This window comes from Streptomyces sp. NPDC005899 (assembly GCF_040629645.1).
In the GTDB taxonomy this organism is placed as follows: domain Bacteria; phylum Actinomycetota; class Actinomycetes; order Streptomycetales; family Streptomycetaceae; genus Streptomyces.
The window spans coordinates 1-4313 of sequence record NZ_JBEXWB010000448.1; the positions used below are offsets into that span (position 1 = coordinate 1).

The 4313-nt window shown below is 78.1% G+C and carries 1 pseudogene; it reads left to right on the forward strand.

The window, feature by feature from the left end:
• Positions 1 to 67: 67 nt before the first annotated feature.
• A pseudogene (locus ABZ371_RS29620) lies at positions 68 to 4313 on the forward strand (hypothetical protein); the annotation flags it as partial.

A 4313-nucleotide genomic window follows, 5' to 3' on the forward strand; every position in this document is an offset into this window, starting at 1 on the left:
CGGTGGCGGCCCGGTTCCCGCGGTCGGGGCGCCGCAGGGACCCCGGACGCCCGACGCCGCTGCCCCGGTGGACGGTTCTCGGGCCGCCACGGACGACGCCCCGGGGAGTGCGCCCTCCCGGACGGTGACCGACCCGCCCGGGAGCGACGCCGCCCCGGCTCCCGGACCGGACGTGCCCGCCCAGGCCGCCGACACCGGCACCCCCACGACTGTCGACACCACCACCAACGCCATGTCGCCGGCGGCCGACGCGGGAGCCGATGGCACGCTTCGGGCCGACGACGACACGACCGCCGTGCCCGTCCCGACTGTCGGCACCACGCCCGCCCCACCCGAGGTGGCCACCGTCGGGTCGTTCGCCCACACCGGTGACGAGCGCGATGTCAGCGGCACGCCCGGACCCGAGCCCGACACCACGTACGCCGTGGGCCCCCGCACGATCCAGGGCCGGCCTCTGACGGTCGTCGTCTCGGAGGGCCCGCCGCCGGGGGAGGGCTCGCCGGAGGCGGCCGAACTGCTGGACGGGGCCGGGACCGACCGTGCCGTGGTGCTCGGGCCACCGGCCGTACCGGACGGATCGGGACGCCGGATACGCGCGGCGGTCGAGCTGACCCGCGAGGGCCCGGACGCCCCGGTCCGGGTCCGTCCTCTCGCCGGTCCGGCGCCCGCCGCACCGGCCGGCGGCACGAGCGGCGCTCCGGTGGCCGACGAAGCCCCGGAGGCCCGGGGCGGGGCTGATGCCACGGACGCCCCGGGTACCCCCGACGCCGTGGGCGTCACGGACGACAGCGGCAGCGTGGACGCCTCGTTCCCGGGCGCTGACGTGCTGCTGCCCCTCGCCGACGCACTCGGCCCGATGCCCCGCCCGGTCACCCGGAGCGCGGGGACGGCCGATACCGCCCCGGTCGTCCCCTCCACCACCACTCACACGCCGGCGAAGCCCGACGACACCGCGCCCCTCGTACGCGCCCAGGGCCCGGCACCGGACCCGGCGGCCACCCCCGCGCCCGCACCGGCCGAGCACACCGCCCCGCCCCGCCCCGGTGGCGAGACGGCCACCGACCTGTACCTGGAGGGCGGTGAAGGCGGCCCCGGCCGGACCGGCGGCGGAGAACCGGCCCTTGCTCCGGGCGCGGCACGCGGCGGCGGAACCCCGCCACCGCCCCCGCCGGCCACCCCGGAGACCTCCCCGGTGACACCGCCGGCGGCACTTCCGCCACCACCGGCCCGGATCGTCGTGCGTCCCGCGCCGGGCACGGCCGGCGGTGGCGGAGGAGGTCCGCGGCGGCCCGCCGACGAACCGGCCGTCGTCACCCTCGACGGCCGCACCGTGCCCCTGGCGCAGGTGCGGCGTCTGGTACCGGACGCGACGGACCGGCCCGCACCGGGCCGTGCCGTGCGGACGCTCACCCTTTCGCAGAGTCCGGCCGAGGACGGTACGGCACGCGACGCGGGGCGCCGGGCGCTCCTCGGCCAGGACACCTTCCGGGGCGTGCGCACCGTGTCCGCCCCGGCCCCGGCCCCCGCGGACGCGGAGGCCGGGAGCGAGGCGCCGCCGCCCGTGCCCCGTACCGTGTTCACCGGTCCGCCGGCCCCTCTTCCCGGGGCGGACGATGAACAGGGGGCCGACTGGTTCGTCACGCACGGCACGCCCCGCACCGTCACGCTCGGCACCGACGACCCCGCCCTGCCCGGTGTGACGGTCAGCGGTGTGCAGCTGGGTGAGGCGCTCAAGGCATGGGCGGTGGAGGGTGACGAGGACCGTCCCCTGGTGCTGTACTCCTGCGAGACGGGACGGCAGCCCGATGTAGCGGGCCTGCCGGTGGCGCAGCACGTGGCGAACCGGACCGGGCGGCCGGTGTACGCGCCGACGACCGAGGTGGGCACGGCCCGCGACCGGGCCGGTGACGTCCGCGCCGTGCTCACCGAGGGCCCGGACGGGCCGGGGCGCTGGCGGCTGTTCACCCCGGAACCCGACGGCGAGGCACTGGACGCCGCGGCCCGGGACGCGGGCCTGCACGTGGGCCCCGGCCCGGCCGACGTGTTCGCCCGCGCCCGCACCCTCCAGCAGATCCGCACCCTGCGCGACGCTCTGGGGCCGGACGCCGAGAAGCGCCCCGGGAACCGGCGACTCCTCGCCGGCCTCGCCTACGTGGACGGCCTGCGCTGGCTGGGGGAGAGCAGTGCGGCACGTTACGGCGACGGCCGTATGACCCCCGACCTGCTGCGCCGGATGGTCACCGACCGGCACGCCGCCACCGGCGGCCCCCAGGCCGATCCGACACCCGAGCAGTACACCGCGTTCCTGAGCGCGGCCGCCGGGCTGCGGGACGCCGCCGGGCCCGCCACCACGCTCGACGAACTGCTGCCCCCGCCCCTTCCCCGGCTGCCCCCCGACACGCCGGTCTCCAGGGAAGAGGTGCGCGGGCTCGCCTACGCCCCGTCGGCGGAGGTCGCCTGGTCGCTGTCGGACGACCCGCTGCCCCTGTCCGAACTCGGCCTCGGCCCCGAGGACACCGCCGAGCTGACCCGCCGCAGGTCCGGTGCCACGCCCCCCTCCAGCAGGCCGGACAGCCCGGCCGGGAGCCTGCACACGTTCGCCGAGGATCCCGTGGCCACGGCCGGCCGTGCACCCCTCGTCCGGGCGGACGGCCTCACGTTCCACCGGGTGGACGCCCGCGGCGACGGGGACTGCCTCTTCCGGGCGACCCTCGACAGCGCGCGGAGCCGGGCCGTGCCACCCGCCTGGGCCGCGCGGAACATCGCCGGGCTGCGGGCCCTCGTGCGCGACCGGGTCGCCGGTTCCGAGCTGGGAGGCGTGGCCGACACGGCCGTGCCGGACCCGGTGTTCACCGTGCTCGACGACCTGCGGATACGCGCGCTCGCCGGGGTCCACGACACGGACGGGCAGCGCCGCGTCACGGAACACTGGAACCGCGTCGCGCGGGAGGTCGTCACCGACGGCGACCCCGTGCGGTGGCAGCGGATCCTGGCCGACAGCGACTACCCGCAGCTCGCCGAGGTGGCACCGACACCCGCCGACGCGCGGCGGCTCGGCGGACGCGGCCTGCTCGCCGCCGCCGCGGAGCGCCCCGGGCTCTGGTCGTCCCCCTTCGCCGACCTGCTCCCCGAGGCGCTGGCCCACACCCTCGACCTCGACCTGCGCCTCGTGCGGCCCGACCCGGCGGCCACGGGCCCGCTCCTCGTCACCCAGGTGCACCCGGGCGGCACCGGGGGCACCCTGCACCTGGCCTACAACGGAAGGGACCACTACGACGCCCTGGTCCCCGCCCCCGGACCGGGCGCGGAGCCCGGGCCCGACCCGGCCGCACCCCCCGTGCCACCGGCCCTCCAAGAGACGCGGGACGCCGACCCGTTCGGGGAGTGGCTGCGCAGCATGGGCGGGATCACCGGACCCGACGACGCGGAGACCCCCGACCGGGGTGATCCGGTGCCGCTGGAGACCCAGCTGGAACGGCACCGGCCCGCCCGTCTGCTGACCGGTGAGGACGCCCACCCCCCGGGGCCGGCACCCCGCACGGTCACCTTCGACGACGGCAGCAGGCTGCCCGCCGTCCTCATCAGGCCGGGCGCCGACCCCCGCGACACCGCCCCGGACGGCGCGCCGCAGGGCTCACCCACCGGTCTGCTCACCGGCCCCGGCGTACTCACCCTCCGCTCGCCCGAACTGGCGGCGCGGCAGATACTCGACCAGCTCCCGGCCGCGGTGCGCACCGGGTTCGACGAGACGGAACTGCTGCGCCTGCTGACCGACCAGCCCTCCGCGTTCACCGCCCCGCGAGGTGCCCGCATCGTGGGCCGGGAGAAGTCCGGGGTGGGTCTGGAGATGACGGTCGAGGCGATCCCCCACCACCGCTGGGAGCGGTTCTCCGACGTGGGGGGTGCGACCGTTCGGCTGGACACGATGCGGCGCGGGCAGGCCGGCACGGGCGGCGGGCGCAGCGTGGGCTTCGGACGCCGGATCGCCGCCGGCCTGGGCATGGGCCCGCCACTGAACTGGCTGCTCAAGATCGGCGTCTCGATGGGCTGGAGCCGCAGGACGGACTACGCGCAGGGCACGTCGGCGTACTCCCAGGCCGAACACCGCGCCCACGAGGGTTCACACCTGCACCTGGACGACGTCCACTACCGGGTACGGGTGCGGCGGGTCACCGAGGAGCCGGCCGCCACCGCCCCGGCGGCCGGCCCCGCCGGCGCGCCCGGGCCCGGGCCGGGGTGGCGGCGCGGGCCGGTGCTCACCGCGGGGTTGGGTATGCGGGACGGGTTGGGCTGGCGGCGGGCGGGCGGCCGCA